The sequence below is a fragment of the Bradyrhizobium sp. CB1015 genome (assembly GCF_025200925.1).
Lineage (GTDB): Bacteria > Pseudomonadota > Alphaproteobacteria > Rhizobiales > Xanthobacteraceae > Bradyrhizobium.
Window position 1 is genome coordinate 4,930,794 of the sequence record NZ_CP104174.1, and the last position, 24,540, is coordinate 4,955,333.

The following is a 24,540-nucleotide window of genomic DNA, read 5'->3' on the forward strand; positions in this document are numbered from 1 at the left end:
AGTCCTGATGGCACAACGCTTTTCTCAACGACGCAAGAGTCCGTTCCGCCTCGGGCAAGACAGCGACATCTGCGAGCATCTCGCGCACGCCGGAAGCGAGCGATACGATCCGCTCGCCGGAACCCTTAGATCGCGATATCCGCGATCACCGGCAAATGGTCCGAATAGGCTCGCGCCTCTTCGTCGGTCCAGACTTTCCCGAACCGGCTGTCCCGCGTTGCATAGATGCGGTCGAGCCGAAGCAAGGGCAAATGCGCCGGAAAGGTTCGCAGCCGAGTCCGGTTCGGGCAGACCTGCGCGAGCACGCGCCGCACCGATTTCACCCAGAACCAGTCGTTGAAATCGCCGAGGACGACGGTTCTTTCGGGCTTCACCAAACTCACCAGGGCCTGGGCCTGCGCATGACGCTCGTGGATGCTCAGGCCGAGATGAGTGGCGACCACGCGGAATTCGCCGAAAGGCGTCAGCAATCCCGTGGCGATCGCCCTGCGCGGCTCCCGCTCCCGATAGGATACGTCGACGATCTCCGGCACGCCGGAGAACGGAAATCGGCTCAAGAGCATCTGGCCGTAGTCACCGTCCTCCGTGACGATCGACTTGGCATGAACGCGATGATCGCCGACGACACGCGCCAGCTTCGCAAACGGATCATCGGTCCGCGATCGGGAATCCACCTCCTGAAGCGCGACGACATCCGGCGACCATTTGCGAATGATGGAGCAAACCCCCTCCAGATCGAACTTCGGATTGAGATTGAAGGTGCCGTGCACATTCCACGTCATGAAACGCACCGGCATCAACGTCTCCCGGCAAGCCAGGTCGCGACGAACTGCGCGCCCGCGCAGATCCCGAGCCAGCCCAGGAACGCCAGTGCGAGCAGCGCGATGTTGCTCCAGGACGCATTCCTGGCCAGATCTGCGATCTGCCCGCCCAGAACGGCCATGGCGAGAATGCCGGGCATCATGCCGAGCAGCGTTCCCACCATGAAGTCGCGAAGCGGCAGCGTGCTCGCGCCAGCCGCGACGTTCACCAGCGAGAACGGTGCGATCGGAATCATCCGGATGACGACGACGGCCAAAATTCCTTTGCCCACGACCCGTTCCTGGATGCGCGCGGCACGGCGTCCCAGCAGGCGCTGAAGGCGTTCTCGGCCGAGGAACCGTCCGATCGCAAAAAGGATGAGGGCGCTGAGCAAGACGCCCGCCATGGCGGTGACGAACCCCAGCCATGGCCCAAGAGCGGCAGCAGTTGCGGCAATGAGCACGAGAACCGGAAAGATGACCAACCCGCCGAGAACGAAGGCTGCGATCGCGAATGGCGGTCCCCAGACCGACTGCGAATAGGCTGACAGGAACGACGAGATATGGCCCGCATCGGTGTAATCGCTCAGGGACGTGTGCGACCATGCCAGCGCCAGTCCAAGAAGCGCCAGCGCGATCGAGGCGATCCCGATGATCCTCTTCGTGCTCCACATGCGAGATGCCGCGCGCTCGAGATGAAGCGGCAGCTCAGGGTCCGCCACCGGCTGAACCAAGGTGGCCAGCGTGCTGGTCAGAACCGAGGACTCCACTTTTCGCAGGGTCTTCGCCCCACCCGTTTTCGACACCTGGTCCAATAGAGCGAACAGTCGATGCTCGTTTTGCGCGACGGCCTGTTCGTCGAGACCGCAGAAATGAGCGATGAGGCGGCGGCGGACCGATGCGATGAAATCCCGATGCTGCTCGGATTCAGCTTCGAAGATGAGGTCGCATTCGCTGTCGGCGCCCATGGAACGATTGTTCAGGTTGGCAGAGCCGATCCGCAAGATCAGGTCGTCGACGACCATGAGCTTGCTGTGCACCATCACGGCGGCTTCCTTATTCCCGCTGCGGGAGACCGGATAGACGAAGCGGATGCGATCGGCCACGCCAGCGGCGCTGAAGCAGTCGATGAAGGCGCCACGGCCGTTCTGCATGGCCTGGGATTCCAGCCACGAGGAATGCAGTTTCGGGGCGACGACCAGAACCCGAAGCGACGGCACGCGACGCATCTGCTCCGCCAATTCGCTCGCCATCCTCGTCGCACTGGTGAACTGATTTTCGATGTACACGAAGCTCGTTGCCGACCGGATCGCCGCAATCATGGAGCGTTCGACCTCCCTGATGGTCGAGCCTGCCGGACAGACCACCTCGGTCCTGGCGATCCCGACCGGGAAATGCTCGGCCTCGACGGGCACGCTCGCCGGCCAGCGACCGTTCCTCAGCGCGCGCCGTTCATCGGCCTGTTGGCCTGCCGCACGCCAGCGTTGCTCCACGAGGGCGAACAGCTGCTCCGCGGCCTCGCCGTCGACCAGGCACTGAACATCGTGAAACGGCGGATACGGCTTGCGCTGAGGGTCGCAGCGCATGGCGTTGTCGGCGCGATGGTCGCTCGTGTCCCAGCGCCTGATCGTCAGATCGAGGCCGCCGACGAACGCCAGTGAACGGTCGACACAGACGATCTTCTGGTGTTGCGCCGAACCGAACGGAAGCGTGGCGTCCAGATGAAACAGGACGCGGCCATCGGTGTTGGCGGTGAACTTCGCCGCGGAATTCCACTCTCTCTCGGAGGCGTAAAACGAGACGAAGTCCCAGACGAGAATGTTGATGCGCAAGGCGGGCCGGCGCTGCACCAAGGCGCGCAGGAAGGGACCAAGCTCCTCAGGCAGGCCATCATCCGCACCTCCGGAAGCTCCGACCAGGCGCGTCCTGCTATGGATATCCCATCCGACGATGTAGACGAGATCCTGAGCATCCAGCAGGGCCTCCCGCAGGGCTGCGAAATAGGCGGCGGCATCGTTCAGAACCGCCACGCGCCGCGCCTTGCACCGCCGCCAGACGGTGTCGCCGGGAGTCAGTGTCGATGAGCTATGAAGCAGGTGGACCTCGCAATTCGCGTTTGCGTCTAAACGCGCTGGAGGCTCAAGGGGTTCCACGCCGTCAGCGGCTGCGGTTCGACGCGAATGCCGGACGTCCGGCGCTCATCGGGCCCATCGCACAATTCGTCATTTGGTGCGGACAGTCTTCGCGCCGGCGCCCCTCAACACATCCGCAATTTTCTCAGGAGCATCGCCGTGAAAATCGACGGAAACCTCGATCAGGCCTTCCAGCTTCTGCCGTCCTTCCGGTGCGGGCGCAGTCTTGGCGTCGGGCCCTGCCGGGCGTGTTCCCACCGTGTTCGCATCGCCGACGGGTTGGACGAAGACGTCGCCTCGCGGCACGCCGCACTCCTGCACGACATGCTCAACCGCAAGCTCGGCGCCGCGGCGCGTGTCGAATTCTCCAATGATGGTGCTTTCCAAGGCTGCTCTCCGTGTGGTCGAGACTGCGAACAACAGGCGAGCCGAGGCCAAGTTCCTGAGGGAGCACCATCGCGACAGCAGAGATGACGGTTGGACCCCGCGCGGTGAAGATCAGAACCGAATGAGTCCGAGCAGGAAGAGCAACGCCACCGTGACCAGGCCGTAGATCAGCAGCGAGCCGAGACATCCCAGCCGGCTCGAAAAAAAGAAGAACATGCGTTGCCCGCTTTGAAGCGTCCCGCCGGGCTAATCGCTCAGAGTCAGTCGCGTTCCCACGCAGTTGCGCGTGTCCATGGCTCGATTACGCAGCGCCTCGGTCCGCGGCGTCATTGAGACAGGTCAATACAGCCAAGCCGAACCTCTGGAAATGTGACCTCGGCAGATCAACGGAGACGGCCATGTCACAGCAGAGCAGCATGCATTTCTATCTCAACTGGGCCAAGGAGCGGATCGACGAGATGGACGCCGCGTTGGCCTCATTCGAGGTCAAGGCCGGCCAGGCCAAGGCTGAGTCCAAGGTCAAGACCGATCAGCTCCTGTCCGATCTGACGCAGCGCCGCGACGAATTTCAGGCGCTGCTCAAGGCCAAGGCGAAGGAAGGTGAAGCGGCGTGGGCGGATGCCAAGGCCGAGTTGGAACGGCAATGGGTTGGATTCGAAGCCCAGATGAAGACCTACTTCGAAGGCGCAGGCAAACAGCTCGAGCAGCAGCAGGCCACCTTCAGGGATCTTGCGGCTGCACAGGCCAAGGCCTGGCGCGAAGCCGCAGACAAATTCCGCGAGGCTGCAGGCAAGGTCACTGCTGCCCGCACCGTGGACATCGACGCCGCACTCAAGCAGATGAAGTCCGACGCCTCCGAAGCCGAAGCACGCCTGCAGAAGCTGAAGCAGGCGGGCAGCGAGTCCTGGTCGGTGATGAGCGCCGCACTCGCTGAATCCCGCAAGGCGTTTGATCAGGCGAACAAGGCCGCCTGGGACGCGCTGAAGGGCGGTGATACCAAGAGTTGAGGACTGGCTTCAGTCGCATGCCCGAAGAGACGAGGTGGGGACCGCATCTGGATGCGCAGTAGCTCGCGCGCGCTCCGTGGCCCAAGGGATTGGTAATTTGCGAGGGGTCGGATTTCGAGAGTGGCACACCGCCGCAGTTCGCGGGCTAGAAAGGCCCGCCAGCGTGGACCATGTTGTTCACGAGGGGTTCATACCCGCTGAAGCAAGCTGCGCCCTATGGAGGTTGTCAGATGATTAGTATTGGGCTCGCCGCCGCGCTACTCGCGGGTCAGGCTTTGCCGGCGGTGGACTTTCAGCCCCCCAGGCAGCAGGTCCAGTATGGCGTGCCCAGGCACCCTCCACCGTGCGGCCACGGCTGGGACGTGAGCGCCCGTGACGGCATGTGCTACCCAAACGGGTACCTTCCTCCTCAAGAACAGGCCGCGAGGCAGTACTATTATCGCGGGGGCGGCTACGGCTATGGGAGATATCCGGTGCCCTGCGGCCACGGCGCCGACGTCGATATCCGAGATGGACAATGCTATCCAAACGGAACGGTCCCACCGCAGTTTCAGCAGGGCCGACAGGGATATTACGGCGGCGACTACTACGATCGCGGTCCGCGGCGCCGATATTATCGCTATTATTGAGCCCGCCAGCGTGAACCGGCGGGCCCGCTCCTTTCACCCAGTTCGGCACCGGCGCTTTATTTGCCCTTCCCATACCGTGGTGCAGACGGTTCGAGTTGCCACGACGACGTCAAACAGCGGGCCGCGGCCGAAAGATTCAACGCTATTGCAAAGCTTGTCACCGGGCAGCCCAAAATCGCGGCCTCGGTCAGATGCCCCGAGCGGCACCAGGGCAGTCAGCGATCGCTGATCCTCAATCCCTAAAGCGATACCGCGCTGCCAATCCGGACCTCGAGCGCTTCAGCGCCTATCGAGATGGAATGACGCTCCGATCGGAAACCGTTTCCTCCGGGCTGTGGGACTGACGCGCCGAGGCCCCCAAGAAGGGGGATGGGGCTTTCCAGCGCTGGCTAGTGCAACACCCGTCCGGCTTCGGCAAGCCGGACCCTTTCTCTCAGCTCTTCGAGCTCCTCGATCGCGTCCAGCAATCTCACCAGCTCGCGGGCAATATGTGTCAAACCGGACTTGGATTGCTTTAAAATACGAACTCGCTGTGCCATCGGTGCACGCCTCCATGCTCGGGCAAGTCCAATTGGCAAGGAGCGTGCCACCCCATGAAGGGAACTTATGGCGATTTATGGCGGAAGGGGTGTCTTGTCAACATCATTGATTTGTCTCGATTTTTCCTTGCTCCCCGGAGAATAGCTACGGTGTTTGCAACGGTCTCCTCGGAGCCATCTAAACCGTAGTTTTTGACTGCGCCGCGAATGTTTTTCACTGCATCAAGATCGCGCCGGTAAGCCATCTTCGGAACGATGTGCGGACGCGCGCACTTACAGGAATGCGCCAAGCAGAGGACCGTAGTTCCTTTTGAAATCTCCGTTGAGCTTTGCGATCTTCGACACTTCAGAAGCAACCTTGTGTTCGTCGGCCATTGAGCTGGTCGTGTTGAGTTAGAGCCAGCGCCCTATAAACTCCTGTTTTGCCCGACGGAGCAACAGCAATTTCGGTATTTCGAAAACATTTGTTGCGCAACCGCTAGCCCCTTGACCAACGTTTGGCTCCAACGAGCCAGAACCTTTCTAGACCTAGCGGCTTGTCTCCCCCCGCTTTTCGCGGAATCAATCGAGGCATACACCACCGCTCACTGCTCGTTCATGCCCCGCGCCGCTCGCCGCCCTGCTCCCACCCACGCCGACGGCCGGCAGATGAAAATCACCTTCGGCCAGATGCGGGCGATGGGCCTGAGCAGAATCCTGGTCTATTGCCACTGCGGCCACCACGTCGCTCTGGACGGGGCTTCGTGGCCGGACGAGGTCCGGCTTTCTGACATTGAGCCTCGCTTCGTATGTCAGGGCTGCGGCGCCCGCGGCGCCGATGTCCGGCCCGACTTTGAGCGAGGTAATCCCCGGATGGCAATCACGGGCGTAAACGAGACCGCCGACTGAGCTGGCCTTAATCGCCCCCCCCCGGGGGTGCTGCCGCTCTAAGGCTTCAAGAATCTTCCCGGAGCGGTCTAGAACCGCCGTGCTTCTGGCCAGGATGGAATAGCTGTTAGCCAGAACTTCAAGCTGGGACCGCTCGATTGGGTCGACAGCGGTTTCCGCAGCTCGGGCAAAGCGCTCGGCCTCTGCCAGGTATTCCGCTTGCGTCATCATCAGCCCGAACGAACGAAAGGGCGAAGTCGTTCCTAGCCTTCGCCGTTCCGAGTTCTTTGGCTATGCGGACAGCGGCTAATCGGGCTTGCGCAACACGCCGCGAAGGAGCCGCTGACTGTCCGCTTGCTCCATGGGGTGTTCGCTAGGTGGGGGCTCGCGCGTTTGGCGACCCAAGAACGTGTCCGGCGCCTCCCGCAGCAATTTTGCAGATCGCGCCGCTGCTTCCTGAGCCGGTCGTGTCCCCGGTGATGGTGTAGCTCGGTAGAGCAAAGCCGTCCGCACGCGCGCCCTCCCATGGCGCCGTAGCGGGCGGGCGGCTTTGCGGTGGTCACCGGCAGTTCGCCGGTAGGGTCGGGTTGCTGACACCAACCTGATTCGAGGAACCACCGATGACCGATGAGATGATGAACCTCCGCACGCTCGTGGAGAAGACCCCTGATGCGGATCTGCTGCGCGAGATGATCGGCTTTGCTGCCCAGCGCCTGATGGAGCTGGAAGTGGAAGGCCAGACCGGGGCCGCCTACGGCGAGAAGAACCCCGAGCGTCTGGCGCAGCGCAACGGCTACCGCGACCGGACCTGGGAGACCCGCGCCGGCACGGTCGAGCTGCGCATTCCCAAGCTGCGCAAAGGCTCCTACTTCCCCGGCTTTCTGGAGCCGCGCCGGATGGCCGAGAAGGCGCTCACCGCCGTGGTGCAGGAAGCTTATGTGCAGGGCGTCTCGACCCGCTCCGTCGACGATCTGGTGCAGGCGATGGGCATGAGCGGCATCTCCAAGAGCCAGGTCTCGCGGCTGTGCGCGGAGATCGATGACAAGGTGAAGGCGTTCCTCGCTCGCCCGATCGAGGGCGATTGGCCCTATCTGTGGATCGACGCCACCTACGTGAAGGTGCGCCAGCAGGGGCGCATCGTGTCGGTCGCGGTGATCGTCGCGGTCGGCGTCAACAGCGATGGCCGGCGCGAAGTTCTCGGCATGGACATTGGTCCCTCGGAGGCCGAGACATTCTGGACGGCGTTCCTGCGCAAGCTCGCCCGCCGCGGCCTGCGCGGCGTCAAGCTGGTCGTCTCCGACGCCCACGAGGGCATCAAGGCGACCGTCGCCAAGGTGCTCAACGCCAGTTGGCAGCGTTGCCGCGTGCACTTCATGCGCAACGCGCTGGCCCATGCCGGCAAAAGTGGACGGCGTGTCGTCTCCGCCTTCATCGCCACTGCGTTTGCCCAGGACGATGCCGAGGCCGCACGAGCGCAATGGCGGAAGGTCGCCGATCAGCTCCGCCCCAAGCTACCCAAGCTCGCCGGCTTCCTCGACGAGGCCGAGACCGATGTGCTGGCCTACATGACGTTCCCGCCGCAGCACCGCACCAAGCTGCACTCGACCAACCCGATCGAGCGCCTCAACGGCGAGATCAAGCGCCGGACCGAGGTCGTCGGCATCTTCCCCAATGAGGACGCTATCGTCCGCCTCATCGGCGCGATCCTGCTCGAACAGAATGATGAATGGGCCGTCCAGCGCGCCCGTTACATGACCCTGGAAACCATCGCGCCGTTGAGCGATGATCCAACCGTCAGCCTCCCGGCTATCGCCAGCTGACCAGTCCGGCTCTTGCCGGCGAACGCGGTGTCCCACCGCCAGTTACACCACGCTCAGGGACACGATCTCCTGAGCCCGTGCGATTTGCAGGGACAAATAAATAAACCAATGCGCGCGCTGACCAGCCATAAGGGCGCTCCCCTTTCCTATGCAGGCGGGAGCGCAATCGGCCTCTCAGCCACCGACGCCTACGGGCAGAGCCTCGGCCGGTGATGATAAAACAATACACCTATCGGCCTGGTTGCTAACCAAACCATGGGGTCCAAGCCAAGGTGGACGTACTGTTAGGTGTTCCGCTTGTGAATACACGCAAAAAGCGGGGTCGATTTAAATCCCAATCTATTCCGGGCCGGAGAACGCGTAAGCCGGGTCAGGGGAGACAGCGGCCGGCGCTACGTCCGCGCGGTCAGCGGGCAGACTGCACCCCGTTTGGCTCCGCTGGCATTAAAGCAGGTGAAAGGATTCGCAATCGCCAGTCCGGCCCCTTACCTTCAACTCCGGATATTGGAGTTCGCGCGTATGGCCTCGCCTTCGATCATTCCGAACGATCGACTGGACAAAGATTTCTATATCGTTTTGCAGGACTTCCAGGGCGGCGCGGCGTTTCGCGAGACCGACGAAGGTATAGACTACCCGACCCTCATCCAGGATCTGCTATCCGGCCAATACGAGAATGTCTTGCGGGTGGTCGTTTTCAATCCGGCCGAAGGTTGGTCGCGCGACGCTTCGGAGGACATTGCTCGCAATCTGGAGCGCCGGATTGCCGCGGACGAGCAGGAGATTTCCTCCACGCTCCGCGACTTCCTCGAGGCGCAGCTAGGCCCACGTATTGGCGTTCAAATCCCCTTGCCGCTCTAAGGACTCGACTCTGCCGCGATTGTGCTTAGATGCGGGCCATGCGTATGGCGTATGAGCTCTGCCTGGGAACCGCCGCTGCACTCCCGAAAGCACGATCACGAAGTCCAGCTTTACGCCTTCGACATTCTTGCCATAGGCGGCGACGACTTGCGCGCCCTGCCTCTGCACCTTCGCAAGACAAACCTCGAGCGCCTGTTGGCGCGGCGGCCGGACGGGATCAGGGTGGCACCTTTCGAGCGCGGCGAGATTGGGCCGGACCTCTTCAGGGCGGCGTGCCGGATGGGCCTAGAGGGCTTGGTCTCCAAACATCGCGATCGGCCTTACCGGGGCGGGCGGCAGAAGCATTGGATCAAGGTGAAGAACCGAAGCCACCCTGCGATCGGCAGGGAGCTTTGAAGGATACGCTGGCGGGCTCCCCTAAGGTGTCACTAGTGAGCGCAGTAGATCCCAAACCATTCGAACGTAGGAAAAGAAAAACTCGTCTATAAAACGGGCAGATCGCGGCGAGCTTATTAAAAGGATGCTGAACACGATTATGCCGGCTGAGCCGATGAGTAACTCTTTGGTGTCGCGGTGCATGGTGTAGATGATGCGGCGGCAGGCTACGAGAAAACAAGTCCGCCAGGGTGAACCGGCGCCAGCGGAAGGGCCGCAGGGACCGCTCTTGTACTGAAAAGCTCGCGCAGGACCCATTTGGTTGAATGGCAATCCGGCCGGAAACAGGTCATACTGGCATTATGGAGAAGCTCTCAGCGGCCGCACCGCTCTATGCGCTCATAATTCTGCCGTGCGGAGCAGCCTTTGCGGTGGGCTTGGTGTACTGGGTCATTTGATCGCTGGTCGGCTAACCGACGTCGTTCTCCAGATCATTACGGGGCCCGCTGGCACGAACCGGTGCTCCTCACCACCTACTCGTTCTTCAGCAGAGATCCACAAAGCGAACATGTAGGGTGACGTAGCCTTTTGCCCCATCAAGCAACACTTTGACCTGACTTGCCGTAGCCCCCGGGCCAAGAACGATACCTCTCTTGCCGCTGAGCCGAGGTCCCGCAGAGGCGGTAACGACGATCCGTCGACCGCCAAGCAGCTCGTCTTTGACAACCAACAGATCGGCGGATCTCGGCAAGTTGCGGTTCGTAGTGCGAGGCATGGCTCTTCGATTACCACGGTGCTCCAATGCCTTTGATGACTGGCTGCGATCAACCGCCGATCGGGCCGGACAGCGTCTGGATCCCCGCTTCTATGACGGCAATGTCCCGCTCGATCTCAGCAATGGAAGCTCGACAGTCGAAGCCGGTTCTGGCTTTCATGTCGACTGCCAAGTGTCGACGATGCGTCCTCAGATTTTCCATGGACTGACGATCCCCGAGCTTGGCATAGCTGCCCACAATCAACTCAATCGCACTCGGCATAATACCACCTTACGCAAACTTCGGATTGCAATGGTGGCAAGCTAGCGTGCAAAGCGATTTTTGTAAATCTACATGCAAAAACCCACCGACCTGGGAGCCGGCGGGTTTCTCTTTGCCCATGCGTACCGCGGTACTCGTCACCGATCCGCGATAATCGATCCTAGCGCGGCACCGGTTGATGTCCGGTTACCGCTTCAGCCGCGGCGACGCGTTATCAGCCGCTGCCGATTGCGCTTTGCGATTAGCTTTTGCACACCCAGGACGCGCAGTACCTCTCGCGCGTTCGGAGCCGCGCGGAATCTATAATTTGCGAAACGTCTGCCGCACCGTTTTGATGCGGCATGCTGCGGCCCCAGAAGATTAGTTTCGGCGACGTGCGCCACCGGCGTACGCGGTGTCCTCGATCATTGTGGGAATTAGCTCAACTCAATCGATCAGGTATTAATTATTCAATCTGACTGAGATGTTTCGCCCGGCCGCTAGATCACTGAGAAGTCCGATTTCAACCAGGAAGACCGCCCCTGTCATCGCGAAGACAAGAAACAGGTCACCCAGTGACAAGTGCAGCATGTTCAGCCTCACGAATCGAAGAAACGGCCCCTATGGCATAAGCAGGGACTGGGTTGCCGGGGCCGTTTCTCGGAGATGCTTGACGCGTTCATCCGGCGCCTAGCAATTCTATTCTAGCCCGAATTTAAATCGTGTCCACATTTAATGTGGTTTAATTCCATTAATTATCAATATATATAATATCCGAAAGTCGTAGCGCTAAGGCGATGATTTAGCGCTTGGAGCGCCGCGGTTTCGCCCCCATGCGACGCGATGTGATCAAAGGCTGGACCGTTGTGGCTATCAAGGCGGACTCCGGAAGAGGATCACCAGCGCGAACTGACCCCCTGCAAGTGCAACCGGCGGCTCATCACACGTGCCTGTGCAGTCCCCAAAATGCAATGAGCACGAGGGCTACGGCTCCAATTCCCAACAGCATGAGAATGGCTTCCAGCATGACGAGTCAAGCTCCGCCCGGTGAAGGGGGAATTGTCAGCAAAGGCCGAGCCGTCGGGAAGTCGCCAGCGTGAGCTGGCGGGGCGGACCAGAGCGGTACCGCCGTGCTCGATAACAGGTTGGTGAATGAAACACCTTTCCTCTCCGATCGAAGCATCCCGGAAACAGACGGGAGCCAGTCTCCCATCAGGACCTTTTCACGGGGAGACTTCAGATGATTGCACTTCAAGGAATTGCGGCAGTCCTCGGTGCCGGGTTGTTCTGCTGGATTTATTCACCCGAGCTCAGCACCGATGTGGTGCTTGCGATCGTTGCCTGCCTCGCTTGAATGGAGCTCCGCTGGACAACTGCAGCGGATCGAAGAGCGGATGTTCGGGTCGGCCCAGCCTGTCATATGATTGTGGCATGGCCGTTGCTTTATAATCGCCAACTGGGATTTCAGTGCTCAGTTTGAAAATAGGCGCTGTCGAGACACGTATTTCGAGCTCCCGGCACCGCTGTTTTTCTAGTTTCTCTTATTTTCGAGGCTCGGCTATGGGCTACGATGCCAACCACCTGGCAAGTGCTTCGCGACGTTCTTAATGAGGTTCTTTCCCGGCCCAATTCACGCTACAGCAACAGCGGTCGGCAATAGAGGTCGCTGCACGCATTCTCAAGCTCGCTTCCCAAGGCGAGCGTCGGCCGGACAATGTTAAGCAACACTTGCGCAACGAGTTCTTCACGTCGGATCTGACCGGCAACGAAGCGCTATCCCTGCATCGCTGCCGCGGCGCTGAAAAACCGCCAGAAGCGTTTCGTGATCGACAGCGAGGCTGTCATCCTCGGCCACAGCCGCTAGCACGACCGAGAGGTGCAGCTATATGCCATATCCTGCGGTAGGCGTGCTTGGAAACCAAGCCCTCCAGTCCATCCTGCAAGCTGCTCGGAGCAGCCGGGGCCGATCTCGCCGCGCTCGAACCACTGGATCAAAGTGAAAGACCGGAGCCATTCCGCGATGGGACGGGAGCTGTGAACCACGTAACCGGGTCCGCGCGAGGACGTGCGGAGCGTTGTCCGCGACATTCAGCCCCACATCCCGACCCGCAGTTTGCAAGCGCGCTACGGCGGAAGCTGTCAGATTACGTTTGGGACCGGGCCGTGATGGACATACGCGGCCTTGTGCTCGGGGTCGAGGGCCCGCCAGCCAGACCGTCAGCCCCGGCGAGCCTTCCCTCGCCCATTTTGCGATTAGACAAATGTGAAACAGATCATATTGCAAGCAGGAGCTAGGCAATAGGATCCTCGCACCGGGGCTGGCTGCATATTTCACTCACGTATTTTCACCCGGCTTTTTCGAGATGCTGGGCCGCAGCAGTCACCCGGCTGCGGCCTTCGTGCAGACGGGGGCCCCAGCTAGCCGTGTTTTTGGTCTCGACACTTTTGCAGTATCCAAATTTCGATGGGAACCCTTTTATGCCCGAAGAGAATTGCCTGATTGTTCGTGCTGCCGGAAAACAGCTCGACCTGTTACGAGGCGAAGCTTCCCGCATCGCGAAAGCTGCTAACGTGAGTTGGTGGACCGACCGAGCCGAGATCGGCACTAAGTTTTGCTTTGAAGATCGCAAGTCGAAGGATTCATTCGCGCTCACCTGCGACGGACTCGGCATCAGTTGCCAAGACGGCTAGGGCCCACAAGGCGACATTCGAGAGAAGCGACCTCTAAGGAAGCTCGCGGCCGGGCGGACGTCGGGCAAGATCGCGAAGCTGCGTCACCAGCTCTGCCCTCAAATCCCGCAGGTTTCGGCGGCTGAGCTCTCCCGAAAACACCTTGGCCAGCTCGCGACACAGAGAACTGATCGCCAGATTTTCCTGATCCATCTCCGTGCTTTTTAAATGCACAGATCGTAGGCCGCTTGGGTCATTCTCGACGGTTTGGTGTGATCGCGGTCGCATAGCTGACGGTAGGCGGCGGGGCGTGATGGGCGAGACAGTTTGTCCACTAGCCCGTTGACGCTTTATGGGGAAGCCCACCATCCGTCGGGAAATGGCTCAAGCAACATCCAATCGATTTGGTTGTCGTTATGAGCACGCCTGAGAGCACTTCGGCTTGGCGGTGTGTAGCGACGCAGACGCACAAACAGGACGCCTAGATCACGACCTCGGAGGCGGCGCGAAGCGTGGCGTCTAGATGTGGTCTTTCAGGAGGTTGTCCATTCGGCCCTGACCGGGAACTCTGAAGTCGCCAAACCACAGCGATTCGCGGAGAACCGAATGGACACCCACAAGAATGCTAGCCCTGACACCGAAAGGTCGAGAGGCGATGGTTCGTGCCGTCGTGGATTTCGGCCTGTCCAAAGCAGCCGCGGCGCGCCAGTTCAATACGACGCCGAAAACGGTTGCCAAATGGGTCGGCCGTTTCCGCATGGAAGGCGTTGATGGCTTGCGCGACCGCTCGTCACGACCTCATTCACTGCCGAGCCAAACAGAGCCTGCCACATGCACCGCTGTTGAGGTCTTGCGGCGCCAGCGCCACACCGGCAAGCAGATCGCGGTCGAACTCAAGATATCGACGGCCACTGTGAGCCGCATTCTGCGTCGTTTGGGACTGAACCGGATACGCGACCTGGAGCCGGCCGAGCCGGTGCGCCGCTATGAGCGCGAAACGCCGGGCGAGATGATCCACATCGACATCAAAAAGCTCGGCCGCTTCGACAAGATCGGCCACCGCATCACCGGCGATCGCACCGGTCAGAGCAACAACCGAGGGGTCGGCTGGGAATTCGTCCACGTCTGCATTGACGATCACTCCCGCGTCGCCTTCTCCCAGATCTTGCCCGATGAAAAAGCCGAGAGCGCCGTAGCCTTCCTCAAAGCGGCCATTGATTATTACAAAGGCCTCGGCGTCACCGTCACCCGGGTCATGACCGATAACGGCAGTTGTTACAAAGCCTTCGACTTCCGCGACGCCTGCCAGGAGCTCGGCCTCAAGCACAAGCGAACCAGGCCTTATACGCCCAAAACCAATGGCAAGGCCGAACGCTTCATCCAGACCGCGCTCAGGGAGTGGGCCTATGCGCAAGCCTATCCCACCTCCGACCGCCGCGCCGAGGAGTTGCCCCGTTGGCTCCATCGATACAACTGGCATCGCCCCCACGGCGGGATAAGATCTCAAACGCCGATCAGCAGGCTCGGTCTAACCGAGGACAACCTCTTGAGGCTCCACATCTAGAGCGCAACGCAGGCGCACCGCGGGCCACGCGCTCTGCATCTTCGACTAGACTTCGAAGATCTTCCAGTTCTGAGAGCTGAGAGGCAAGTTCACCAACTCGCTGCAGATAAAGAATTGCGCGAGAGCTTCGCATAAATGTCCTCCACAGTACAAAAAGCACTATTCAGGACGGCTCAAAGCAACCGGGATAAAGTGGCAATCTACCATGGCGAAATCGGGTTTTATACGTCAGGATCATTGCCTCATATGAGCGCCATCACTTTCGAGCGCCTGCACCAAAGAAAGCCGCCTTGCGTCCAAAGGCTACCCGCGGCGTCTCCACGATGGCTTCGTTCGAGTGGTCTGCTTTCAGGGCTGCGATGGACCAGCAGCGTCGCCTATCACGACTACGGCTTGTGACCGCAAAGCGGACTTACGCTTGCAACTTTGCAGGGAGAATCATCCCTCCGGTCCTGGAATGAAGCAGCGCCACATTGGGATCATTCTTCCATCGGCATAGGTCGGCCACCACCAAACCATCGCCCTGCCGCTGAGGTTTTGGCGTTTGAGCACGACAGAGTTTGGCACGTCAAACCACTGCCCGGGTTCGTTCGGCCGATGCGGATGTTTCAGAAGGACTCTATAGCCATTTTTTGCCACGTCCCACTCGGCCTCCGCATATTGGCCGTCCCCACCATCACAGCACGACTCACCTGCCGGGTTCTTGAGACTTTTGAACCAAGCGTTCAGTTCTGGTCGCATCTGGTCATGTGAATGGGCTGTGTTGACGCCGAAAAATGTAACCGTACACAATCTTACCGCGCGCGCTACAATCAACCGATAAAGATGCGCCGGGCGTCCATCGGAAGCGATCATGGAAACCTCCGTTTGCGGCCCGCTTGCGTGGGTCGTCGGAACCGTGAAGCGCAAGAGACTACTTGATCCAAGGATCACTCAGAGCCGCACGATCCCCGCCTAGCTCCCTCTTGCAAGCCAAGTCTCCCCGCACCAACGGTGAGCAGACTGAGATCATCCGCTGCTGCCCCAGCAATCCTTATCGTTCTCGTGCGCGGAGTCAGAATTGCAATCTGACTAGGAGAAGCCGGCATCTCGCCTAACATTAGCATTGGCGCAGCCGCACTCTCCTCTACCTGGGCTGATCCCAGTACCGCTACCTGATGCCGGGTGATCGGGAATCCTGTAATTTCGAAAGCTGGCAGTTGCAACGTACAGCCGTCTGCTTGATTGATCGCGACGCTTCCGATGCTGATGATGGCTGTCACGATCAGGAATTGTCTTTTCATGGGATTTCCCCTTTTGAATTAGAGATATTCCCACTGCAAATTCCAGACTGAGCTTACTCCTAGGCGTGAACGAGTTATGTGAACCTCCTCACCATTAGTTCAAAATCAATGCGATAAGTCGGTATTGCTGCTCTTCACACTGGCATCGTCGGCTTCTTGCCCATCTGCGAAGTTGCGCCGCGTCTCTCGCAGGCGCTCATCGGGCTAGAGCGGGCCAGATTTGCTCAACCTGAGTTCTTTGCGTTATGACCGATTGCGGAAGTCGAATGTCCGGACAACGACATGGCTTCCGTAAACCCGACGGAGCATCATCGCTACCTACAACCGATCTCAATCGGTCGATCGTATGCCACGAGGATCCGTATTTCGGTTCGACACCACGTAGTCGACCTCACCATACGTAATCCCAATATCCATCAGCTCTTGGTCACTCAGCTTGCATAGATGCCGCCGCAGCCGCTCACATTTCCGCCACTCCTGAAAAGACATCCACCAATTCTTGAAAGCGCGGACATTAGGTCGCTGCGGCTCGGTCGTCTGGACCAATCTCGTTGTCTGGAAAATCGTGCTCATGGCAGCATCCTCGGTGCCTTGTTTCCACCCAGACAAGCTGTCAATATTCGACCCAGCACGCTTTACGTGCTGCTTACATTTTCCTTTTTTATTCTTTACTTTTCACGCCGTGCCGCAGTCGAGCCGGAGGTCGCCTCAGGGAATTCCCGTCTTGCGCTATCTCTTCGAAGGGTACGAACTGGATTCCAGCCGCCGCGAGCTATACCGCGACGCAAGCGTTGTCGACCTGGCACCGCAAGCCTTTGACCTGCTCGACTATCTCATCCGCAATCGCGAGCGCGTAGTTGGTAAGGACGAACTCATCACAGCCATTTGGAAAGGGCGGTGTGTATCGGATGCTGCGCTGACGACCCGGTTAAACGCCGCTCGATCCGCAATTGGCGATTCCGGGGAGACCCAGCGTTTGATCAAAACGTTGCCGAGGAGAGGCTATAGGTTCGTCGGTACAGTGCAGCAAGCCCACCGCGCTCCGACCGTAGCGGTAACCGACAGCCAGAGTGCGGCGGCTAAACCTGACCTTCCGCTTCCCGATAAGCCGTCGCTCGCCGTTCTCCCATTCACCAGCTTGAGCTCCGATCCAGAGCAGGAGTATTTCGCGGACGGTATGGTCGAGGACATCATAACCGGCCTTTCACGGTCAAAATCGTTGTTCGTCATCGCGCGACAATCCACTTTTACGTACAGAGGCAAAGCTATCGATATTAGGCAAGTCGGGCGCGAGCTAGGCGTTCGGTATGTGCTCGAAGGCAGCGTGCGCAAGTCTGGCGACCGAATTCGAATTTCTGGGCAGTTGATCGAAGCCACGACTGGCGCCCACCTTTGGGCTGACCGCTTCGACAGCCAACTCAACGACATCTTCGATCTGCAGGATCAAGTGACGAGTAGCGTTATTAACGCGCTGTTTCCTCAATTGGAGCGGGCCGAGATCGAGCGCGCAAAACGCAAACCAACTGAAAATCTCCAGGCGTACGACTACTACCTTCGTGCACTCTGGAGCTTCTATCAATTCACACGGGAGCAAAACGTTGAGGCCCTTAGATTGATCCGGCTTGCCTTCGAGCTTGATTCTGGATTGGCTGCAGCATACGCGCTTGGCGCCTATTGCTATCTGCAGCGAAAGATCTTTGGCTGGACGGTCAATGTGGATCAGGACATGACCGACACGCGCTGGTTGGCAACGCGCGCAATTGAGCTCGACAAGGATGATCCAACTGTACTCGTGAGAGCTGGGCAGGCAATTGCCGTCGTACTATACGAAATCGAGGACGGAGTGGCTCTCGTCGCCCGAGCGCATGAACTCAACCCAAATCTGGCCGTTGCACGCATTACGATTGGCTGGGAGCACATTCGCCGCGGCGACATAGAGGGGGCTCTCGAGCAGTTTCATGGAGGGGGCCGCTTAAGCCCCATGGACCCGTTTCTTTTTCTGATGCAGACCGGGATTGCATTCGCTCATTTCTTGGCGGATCAATACGAGGACGGCTCATCGTGGGCCAAGCTGGCCGTGCTGGACCGGCCCAACTACTTAAACGCGCAGTTTATTTTAGCGGCATGCCACGCAATGTCTGGGAGGGTCGCTGAAGCCCAGGCGATCGGTGCACGCCTCGCGAAAGCACGGCCCGCCCTGCGGGTATCCACACTGGCGTCTAAGCTCGCCAGAGTTTACAAGCCGGAACACCTCGAAAAAATAACGCGGGCTTGCCGCGTCATGGATCTACCACCGTAGTTGCGTGCGCTTCCCATCTCGATGAAGGTCTTGTTGACCGCTCGACGAAAGATGCAGCCGCCCTGCACGGGCTCGATGTCGGCCGCGATCTCCACCACCTTTCGAACCGCGGCCTCGGAGGTGCCGACGGAGAGGTTCATGTAGCAGTGACGGGCACCTAGGCTGCGAGATCGAAGGTCGCAATCAGAGCACGGACCTCACCCGCCAATTGGCGGTAGTGCTCGCTCGCGCGCAAATAAAAGCCCCGATTGCTCTCATTTGCCCTCTTGGCAATCAATTCGCATTCAGCAGCAAGGCTCTCATAACGCTCTAACTTGGCTTGAAAATCCCTCATCCGAACACCCAACTATTTACAAAGGGAGCCGAAGTTATTCGCGGATTTGTGGTGCGGCAAGAGGGTTGAACTATGCTGCATTGCAAATTCGAATGCCCTGCCCGCCGCTAGGAACGGTCACCGCGCCGGCGACGCCTGCCAGCATCATTCTGCCGTGCAGACCTTGCTCCGTGGGCTCGTAGCTGAACCCGCGCTTCACGAGCATGCAGGTGCCGCGCCGCTGGAGGTGAATTTTATAAGACTGGGAAAACTTGGCAGCGACACGAGCGTTGTAAAAGCATCGGGAAACGCACGCCCTGCCATTGGAGGTGAGGAGATGAGCAATTTCCCAATTTTTGGCGCCGGTATTTTCGTGCTTCTAATCTTCGGCCTTATCACATCGGGCGTGTGGAAGACCGAAAATTCGGATGCATTCCCCATTCGCAGGATGTGCGAGGCTGAAAACGTGACCGATGTCCAAATTCGTGAATGCACGATCAGGCAAACAGTTGAAGCGCGAATGGCCCAAAGGTGAGCTTCGCCAGCGTGCTACAGGCTATCCTATCAATGTGCCGCTCGCGTTCGGCAGCGAGGGCGAGTTCAGCCCATTCGACCACCCGGTGCCTCTAGCTGGAATGAAGAGGCCCGACCGCAATTCTCCCCCTGATGGACGACTACCGGGTCGGCGCCATCGGATCGGCCCCGGAAAGCTATTGGCGATGCTCAAAGCGTGTTCCTCGTCGGTCTCGAGAGCTATTTTTTGGGCTAGCATGACATCGCCCTCGACCAAGCCACCCACCGGGACAAAGCACCACCCTGTGCCGAGTCGCCCGTATTCGTCGATCTCGTTGACGTTGCCGGACGTGCCCCGCCGGATGCGGTACCGCTTCCCGGTATCGCACCCCACAACGTCGAAGTACCCCTTCCTCTCGAACTCGAGCCCTTGCTGGAGCGAAAGCCAAGAACGCAGCAGTCGCAGCGCTCGAGCCTGGACGGTTTTCTCCTCCCTTGCCGCTTGATAAAGTCCACCAACAGCCAGGCTCCGGAGCGTCCAAGGGCCGATACGACCGAACCTTCTCTTCACTGGCGCTCACCCGCCCACGAGCCGCGGGAAAAACAATGTCTCTTCGGCGGTCGGATCGAACGCGGTGATCCTGGTTACCTCACCGGGCCCCTTCCGCACCGCGGCGGTATATCCCTTGTTCGTAAATTGCAGAAAAAGCCTCTCCGCCTCTACCAAAGCTTCTGCATTGGAGTTGTCGAAGAAGTGCCGGCTGTCGCCGCTGTGATCCATCACGATTTGCACTGCCATGCTGAGACTCCCGATTGCACCTCACAAGCAATGTGGAATGCCAGCGCTCGTTCCAAACTAACGCAAGCGCGAGTGAGACACCTTCTATCGCTCCGCACCATGAGTGCGGAACGATTTAATTGCGTGTCCGACGTCCCTGACGATCGCCTCAGCTTCGTCTAGGGTCGACCTAGTATCTACATTGCGATCTCGGGGACACGCGCCGGAGTAGTGCTGGACGATCAACCGAAGGGGTGCCTGCTGCCGCGCAGCGCGTCGTTGAGCAACTTGTAGCAAGGCACCGTAGAAATCTATGCGTAGTGTCAGACACTAAGCCAAAAGCTGTTCAGCTCAAACTACTTGTGTGAAGACTGTAGAGGAGTGGATATCCTCTGAGTCTCGATAATTGCGGATTATCGCAAGGTACGTCTCGCGTGCTGCGGCCAGCATAGGCTACCGACGACACTCTCAGTTCCTTTAGGTTGTCGACGCCACGTTCGGACGCTACTCAGCTCCGGAAGGCCGGTCCGTGCCCTGAAGCTGGCACAATAATGCTGGCGCCTCATCTGGCTTGGTTGCCATCGCAGCGCGCTCGTGATTGATCAGAAGAAATCCTCAGGCATTCGCAATGACCCTTGTCGTTTCCAGAACGATCGGCCCGCAACTCATCATCCTGGCTGATACGAGAGTGACTGAACACCATGTAAGACTGCCGCGGGACCGAGGGGTCATCAAGACGACATTGCTGTCACCTCAAGCCTCGATTTCGTTTTCAAATTCCCCTGAATTGGCAGCGCGAGACATCCGAGCCTTCCGAGATCAGTATCAAAGTGACTTTACATTTCGTGAGGCGGTTGATTTCTTCGAGATCTCAAGTCGGAACACGGACAATCAGTACTTTTTGGCGTTTTTGGCGCCTCTTCGCGCAGTGAAAATCGTGGCTGGGAAGGCTGAGAAGTCGATTGGTCAACAAAGTTGGCTCGGTGATTTCGAGGCGTATCATCGCTTCCGGGAATACCAAACAAACGAAAGATTAGGCCCCGACCTTTGGGAGGCAACGACTTGGTCCCATCAACTCATACCGCGGGAGAGGCGTCGATCCTTCTCTAAACTGCTATCCTCATTTGTGCAGACCTTGCGCGACGCGGATATCGACAGTGCAGGCGACTTCTACTCAGTCATGGCGAGCGTTGGTTCCGAGTTCAGGTATGTCGATCTCGCAAGCTTCTTTTTTGACAGCGATCCTCACGGAAACCCCATAACGCCAACTTCCGGCGAGAGCTTGGACTACAAATTCAGCGTTGTAACTCCGATGGAAACAGGCACTAATGCGTGCGCGTTCTATTACCCGCATGCTAATCAAGGTTACCTGTTCTACAGTCCCGAGGCCGCACTGGTCGCGGATCAGTGTGCAATTTATGATGGCTCCGATAACGTGACGTTTTCCGAATTTTGTCGCGCGAAAACAGGCGTTGAATTCGTAAACTTCGTGGTTGGACATCAACCGTCCCAGTCGAAGTAGCTACGCCCCTGCTTCTTCCCGAGCCTGTCGCAGGCGGGTTGCAAACAACGGAGCACAGCCCGCCTACGCTCGTGCGTCTTCGGCCTCCGTGATGGTAAATTACCTGCTATCCGGGTCGGATCGCTGCTCATAGAATTGTCCAAGCTCGCGAGTAAAGCTCGCTCTCTGTGATACCTGCGGCCGTCAACTCAACTCTTGACAGACGGCGGACATCGCCGGCTATGGTGACCGCGCAAATCACCCTGAGCATTCGCAGTTCACAATAGTTCGTTTCATCTATGCAATTTGTAGCCAACGGCCCGGACATTCCCGATTCCCTTCTGCAAGCACACGAAGAAGGCCGCGTGGTATTCTTCTGCGGCGCGGGCATTTCCTACCCCGCCGGACTCCCGGGTTTTCGCGGTTTGGTCGACGATATCTATCGACTTGCCGGCACATCGCGTTTGGACATCGAGCAGGATGCTTACGATCGTGGTCAATTCGACACCACCCTGGATCTCTTGGAACGCCGCATCCCGGGCCAGCGCCTCGCCGTTCGTAAGGCATTGGCGCAAGCGTTACGGCCAAAGTGGCGTAAACCGGGTGCCACTGACACGCATGACGCACTACTCGAACTCGCCCGTTGCCGCCAGGGTTCGATTCGCCTCGTAGCGAATACACAAATCTTCGCTGCAACACATGATCGACAACGTAGTCTGGCGGCACGAAGCCGGCGACGAACTCAGAGCTCGACACCAGAAACCGCGTCTGGCGGGCAATCGGAGGCGTCGATCCCATGATGCTCCTGAGCTCTTCGACAGTGCCACCCGCATCAATCCAGTCGGAGACATCCCCTTTCGGGGGAAGATTCGGAAGGCGAACGATCCGGATCTTTCGAGCCACCCCCTCCAAACCTGCTGCTACCTTTTGCGCGTGACGTTCGCCCGCTTCGTCGTTATCAGGCAAGATGAAGACGTCGCGGCCCTTGAAGTATTGGTTTAGCTCTGCGGCCCAATTTCCCGCGCCACCTGCGTTTGTGGTCGCCGCCACCCCCATTGCGCTAAGCGCGTCGGCGTCTTTTTCACCTTCGACAATGAGCACTGGTTCGTGCGTAGCTTCGAGCAGCTCTGGGAGACGGTAAGGAAGCTTTGGACCATTCGGAGCTCCCTTCTGCCAGGCAGCGCCATCCCAGTGCTCTTGCCAGAAGCGCTTCGACGCAGTGCGATAGACACGGAGATAGGGCGTCCCGTCCGCCTGACGGTAAGAATAAGACGTCGAACTCGTGTGAGCGGTAACGCTAGACTGTACCGCAATCGCTTTGTGGGACCGGTTGATCTCTTCCTCCGTCTGCAGCCGGCGCCTTGGTTCCCACCCGGGAAGCCCCGCCATCTTGCGAACGTGATCTTTGCACTTGAGCGGATCATCGTCAGCAAAGCTGTGCGTCACGAACCCACCAGGGGCAGTCGGATCGATTTTGACCGATAACGACCGATCGTGCGGGGAATGCCCCGGTCCGGGCGCGAGAACGTTTTCCCCTCTAACCTCACCGCCTAGCGCATCGGCAAGTTGCTTTGGCGAGACGCTCATGGCGAGCCCAATGTTAGTCAGAGGAAGGATTCAGTCCGAATTCTTTCGGTTTCCGGCCGGGAGCGGACCAAGGTCTGAGAACGCCAGCCCCTGAATCGCTTATTGACGCTGGCGGAGTCCGGGTCCTCGAATCCTTGGAGTACGGGCGGAGGAATTTGCGGTGCCCGCAGATTTCCCGCGGATTCATTGCCTCGCAATATGGGCAGGTTCAGCCGACCAGCTGGCAGTGCCCGCTGATGACAGTGCCGTCGCGTTTATGCGCCTTAAGCGTGCCGTCGACGCGGTTGATGAAACCTTGCCAGACAGCGGTCGGGTCGAACAGATGTTGCCAAATGTTGCCGAGGGTAAGCGCCGTCTCAAAGAACAAGTGCGTATCCGTGACGTGGACGGCCAAATTGCTTCCGAGTGTCCGAGAGTGCATCGTCCCCTCGTCCAGATTAACGGTAACCTGTTCCCCGCTTATGTAGACCGAGTTGCGCTCGCCACCCGTAAGGCCCCGCGCCCAGCATTTCAGATCGATCGTCTCGGCATGTGCAGCCGTTGCAGCTAGCAGCGCTGCGACGATGATGGTTGCTTTCAGCTTCACAGTTATCTCGTCGCTTTGTGACGGCCCTGCCGGGGGGGTCGGACACGGCGGGACATTCGATGACTTTGCCGAAATTTCGGTGTCGCCTTCGAAGGACATGCAGAGGACTCAGTCGTTCAGAGATGAGCACGCGGCAATAGCCATCCCATGATCTTCTGATACGGATCGCGACGACTGCGGACGAATGCGTTCTCGTTCTGCTGAGCGGCGGTCCTGGCGAATTCAGAAATCCCGTCCATAGACTGCCGTTTATCCTTCGGAAGCTTCGCCCATTGGCGAATGATCTTCCGGCGGGCTTCGCGTTGCTTTTCCCTTACGTCAGGCATCGGGACGCTCCTTGAAGAGGATTATTCCAGTCGACCTAGTATTGTTTGGGCTCCCTAGAACTTCAACGTCCAATCAAGAACTCTTGGCCCCTCTGATCGTGCAGCGCTATACAGTGGGGCGAGTCTCATATTGGCTTTGCAGGCCCGCCGCCCTAGAATTGCGGCGATCGCAGGACGGGCGAAATGCAGTATGTTTGCGACGCGCCGAAGGGCAAGACCTGGTTCCGTATCGAGACGGAAGGTGAAGCGATGCATGAGTCGCGCCTGATGGGCCACACAGTTGAGAAATATTTCCGCCGCGAGCGGGAGAAGGCAGTCCAGTCCTGGCGTCCCGAGCGGCCCAACGCGATCGAGCGCGACATCGGCCTCGAGGCCCATGTACAGCGAGAGATGCCGCTTTTCCTCACGCTGCGCGACAGGGAGGGCAATGCACTGACTACAGCGATGCTGCCACCGGGTGGCAAGGATCGCGGCGGGTTCCGGACCATCATCGTTGCCGCATCCAATGCCGATCCTTACCCGCAGCAGGACGCGGCCATCGCTGCACTGGGAGCGCATTTCGGTCTCACACTCGATCGCAACCGCTGCTTCCCCTACGGCCGCTAAGGAGCCTGACAAGTATCGCCGCCTGATTGGAGCGATGTCGGCTCATGGGCCCGAATGCGAAGTCTAAGCGGGTAGCCAAATAGT

At 59.1% G+C, this 24,540-nt stretch carries 21 protein-coding genes and 4 pseudogenes; 11 read left to right on the forward strand and 14 right to left on the reverse strand.

Features of this window, described 5'->3' with window-relative positions:
* Nucleotides 1-125: 125 nt before the first annotated feature.
* The 3 genes from N2604_RS22875 to N2604_RS22885 form a co-directional block, all read right to left on the reverse strand.
* Complete coding sequence (locus tag N2604_RS22875) at nt 126-797, reverse strand: endonuclease/exonuclease/phosphatase family protein (RefSeq protein WP_260370463.1); 672 nt, start codon at nt 795-797, stop codon at nt 126-128.
* Entirely contained in the window at nt 797-2,953 is a 2,157-nt protein-coding gene (locus N2604_RS22880) for a VTT domain-containing protein (RefSeq protein WP_260370464.1), read from the reverse strand. The genes N2604_RS22875 and N2604_RS22880 overlap by 1 nt, the downstream gene beginning before the upstream one ends.
* A 69-nt stretch (nt 2,954-3,022) precedes the next feature.
* Entirely contained in the window at nt 3,023-3,319 is a 297-nt protein-coding gene (locus N2604_RS22885) for a hypothetical protein (RefSeq protein WP_260370465.1), read from the reverse strand.
* Between the two features lie 398 nt (nt 3,320-3,717).
* On the opposite strand from N2604_RS22885, the gene N2604_RS22890 reads away from it, so the two are divergent.
* Nucleotides 3,718-4,326 carry a hypothetical protein gene (locus N2604_RS22890; RefSeq protein WP_260370466.1) on the forward strand — a complete coding sequence of 203 codons (609 nt, stop codon included), beginning with the start codon at nt 3,718-3,720 and terminating at the stop codon, nt 4,324-4,326.
* A gap of 1,018 nt (nt 4,327-5,344) precedes the next feature.
* On the opposite strand, the gene N2604_RS22895 is transcribed toward N2604_RS22890, so the two are convergent.
* Entirely contained in the window at nt 5,345-5,494 is a 150-nt protein-coding gene (locus N2604_RS22895; RefSeq protein WP_260370467.1) for a hypothetical protein, read from the reverse strand.
* 561 nt (nt 5,495-6,055) lie between these two features.
* Entirely contained in the window at nt 6,056-6,592 is a 537-nt protein-coding gene (locus N2604_RS39450) for a hypothetical protein (RefSeq protein ID WP_311739605.1), read from the reverse strand.
* 389 nt (nt 6,593-6,981) lie between these two features.
* Here N2604_RS39450 and N2604_RS22905 point away from each other — a divergent pair, with 389 nt between their 5' ends.
* The 3 genes and pseudogenes from N2604_RS22905 to N2604_RS22915 all read left to right on the forward strand — a co-directional run.
* Nucleotides 6,982-8,181, forward strand: coding sequence for an IS256 family transposase (locus N2604_RS22905; RefSeq protein ID WP_260370469.1), 1,200 nt, complete (start codon nt 6,982-6,984; stop codon nt 8,179-8,181).
* Between the two features lie 519 nt (nt 8,182-8,700).
* Entirely contained in the window at nt 8,701-9,039 is a 339-nt protein-coding gene (locus N2604_RS22910) for a hypothetical protein (protein ID WP_260370470.1), read from the forward strand.
* Between the two features lie 75 nt (nt 9,040-9,114).
* A pseudogene (locus tag N2604_RS22915) lies at nt 9,115-9,435 on the forward strand (DNA ligase); the annotation flags it as partial.
* 803 nt (nt 9,436-10,238) lie between these two features.
* On the opposite strand, the gene N2604_RS22920 reads toward N2604_RS22915, so the two are convergent.
* Nucleotides 10,239-10,451: a hypothetical protein gene (locus N2604_RS22920; protein WP_260370471.1), complete on the reverse strand. Its 213-nt coding sequence runs from the start codon at nt 10,449-10,451 to the stop codon at nt 10,239-10,241.
* A 2,457-nt stretch (nt 10,452-12,908) separates the two neighbouring features.
* Here N2604_RS22920 and N2604_RS22925 point away from each other — a divergent pair.
* Nucleotides 12,909-13,121, forward strand: a complete 213-nt coding sequence (locus N2604_RS22925; RefSeq protein WP_260370472.1) for a hypothetical protein — start codon at nt 12,909-12,911, stop codon at nt 13,119-13,121.
* Nucleotides 13,122-13,706: 585 nt separating this feature from the next.
* Nucleotides 13,707-14,664 (forward strand): annotated as a pseudogene (locus N2604_RS22930) (IS481 family transposase).
* Nucleotides 14,665-15,102: 438 nt separating this feature from the next.
* On the opposite strand, the gene N2604_RS22935 reads toward N2604_RS22930, so the two are convergent.
* Nucleotides 15,103-15,519 (reverse strand): hypothetical protein, encoded by a 417-nt coding sequence (locus N2604_RS22935; protein WP_260370473.1) that lies wholly within the window; start codon nt 15,517-15,519, stop codon nt 15,103-15,105.
* A 758-nt stretch (nt 15,520-16,277) separates the two neighbouring features.
* Complete coding sequence (locus N2604_RS39805) at nt 16,278-16,520, reverse strand: DUF1127 domain-containing protein (RefSeq protein ID WP_409241640.1); 243 nt, start codon at nt 16,518-16,520, stop codon at nt 16,278-16,280.
* 151 nt (nt 16,521-16,671) lie between these two features.
* Here N2604_RS39805 and N2604_RS22940 point away from each other — a divergent pair, with 151 nt between their 5' ends.
* Complete coding sequence (locus N2604_RS22940) at nt 16,672-18,246, forward strand: winged helix-turn-helix domain-containing tetratricopeptide repeat protein (protein WP_260370474.1); 1,575 nt, start codon at nt 16,672-16,674, stop codon at nt 18,244-18,246.
* A 157-nt stretch (nt 18,247-18,403) separates the two neighbouring features.
* Here N2604_RS22940 and N2604_RS22945 read toward each other — a convergent pair whose 3' ends face one another.
* The gene (locus N2604_RS22945; RefSeq protein WP_172785486.1) at nt 18,404-18,580 is read right to left on the reverse strand and encodes a hypothetical protein; all 177 of its coding nucleotides are present in this window, start codon (nt 18,578-18,580) and stop codon (nt 18,404-18,406) included.
* 154 nt (nt 18,581-18,734) lie between these two features.
* Between N2604_RS22945 and N2604_RS22950 the strand changes: the two genes are divergently transcribed.
* Nucleotides 18,735-19,094 carry a hypothetical protein gene (locus N2604_RS22950; protein ID WP_260370475.1) on the forward strand — a complete coding sequence of 120 codons (360 nt, stop codon included), beginning with the start codon at nt 18,735-18,737 and terminating at the stop codon, nt 19,092-19,094.
* A gap of 168 nt (nt 19,095-19,262) precedes the next feature.
* Here the strand turns inward: N2604_RS22950 and N2604_RS22955 are convergent.
* Nucleotides 19,263-19,643 (reverse strand): annotated as a pseudogene (locus N2604_RS22955) (hypothetical protein); the annotation flags it as partial.
* Between the two features lie 6 nt (nt 19,644-19,649).
* Entirely contained in the window at nt 19,650-19,871 is a 222-nt protein-coding gene (locus N2604_RS22960) for a hypothetical protein (RefSeq protein ID WP_260370476.1), read from the reverse strand.
* 607 nt (nt 19,872-20,478) lie between these two features.
* Here N2604_RS22960 and N2604_RS22965 point away from each other — a divergent pair.
* Together N2604_RS22965 and N2604_RS22970 are read left to right on the forward strand one after the other, a co-directional pair.
* Nucleotides 20,479-21,372, forward strand: coding sequence for a hypothetical protein (locus N2604_RS22965; protein WP_260370477.1), 894 nt, complete (start codon nt 20,479-20,481; stop codon nt 21,370-21,372).
* 278 nt (nt 21,373-21,650) lie between these two features.
* Nucleotides 21,651-22,151, forward strand: a complete 501-nt coding sequence (locus N2604_RS22970; protein WP_260370478.1) for a hypothetical protein — start codon at nt 21,651-21,653, stop codon at nt 22,149-22,151.
* Between the two features lie 118 nt (nt 22,152-22,269).
* On the opposite strand, the pseudogene N2604_RS39810 reads toward N2604_RS22970, so the two are convergent.
* The 3 genes and pseudogenes from N2604_RS39810 to N2604_RS22980 form a co-directional block, all read right to left on the reverse strand.
* Nucleotides 22,270-22,938, reverse strand: a pseudogene (locus N2604_RS39810) (hypothetical protein); the annotation flags it as partial.
* 208 nt (nt 22,939-23,146) lie between these two features.
* A complete protein-coding gene (locus N2604_RS22975) occupies nt 23,147-23,524 on the reverse strand; it encodes a hypothetical protein (RefSeq protein WP_260370479.1) in 378 nt (125 codons plus the stop codon).
* Between the two features lie 116 nt (nt 23,525-23,640).
* Entirely contained in the window at nt 23,641-23,850 is a 210-nt protein-coding gene (locus N2604_RS22980) for a hypothetical protein (RefSeq protein WP_260370480.1), read from the reverse strand.
* A 183-nt stretch (nt 23,851-24,033) separates the two neighbouring features.
* On the opposite strand from N2604_RS22980, the gene N2604_RS22985 reads away from it, so the two are divergent.
* Complete coding sequence (locus N2604_RS22985) at nt 24,034-24,456, forward strand: hypothetical protein (protein WP_260370481.1); 423 nt, start codon at nt 24,034-24,036, stop codon at nt 24,454-24,456.
* Nucleotides 24,457-24,540: the final 84 nt, after the last annotated feature.